This window comes from Mesorhizobium sp. M8A.F.Ca.ET.218.01.1.1 (assembly GCF_004791165.1).
Classification (GTDB): Bacteria; Pseudomonadota; Alphaproteobacteria; order Rhizobiales; family Rhizobiaceae; genus Mesorhizobium.
In genome coordinates, this window is record NZ_SRUZ01000247.1 from 1 (window position 1) to 252 (window position 252).

1 protein-coding gene is annotated in these 252 nt (G+C 64.3%); it reads right to left on the reverse strand.

What is annotated here, in order from left to right:
- On the reverse strand, nucleotides 1-252 hold a 252-nt coding region (locus tag EN861_RS35200), incomplete at both ends, for a VCBS domain-containing protein (RefSeq protein ID WP_135868238.1).

The following is a 252-nucleotide window of genomic DNA, read 5'->3' on the forward strand; positions in this document are numbered from 1 at the left end:
TATGCGTGTCGCCATTGTCGACATCGGTGTCGTTGGAAAGCACATTGCCGCTCACCGGATTGGGATCGGCCAGCGTGTTGGTGTCTTCCTTCACCGCCGCCGCATCGGCCACCGCCACCGGCGCGTCGTTGGTGCCGGTGATGGTGATGGTCAGGTTGGCGGACGAAGAGCCGCCGTGGTTGTCCGAGTTGGTGTAGCTGAAGACGTCGGTGACGGTGGCGCCTTCGGCAAGCTGCTGCACCGAGGCCAGGC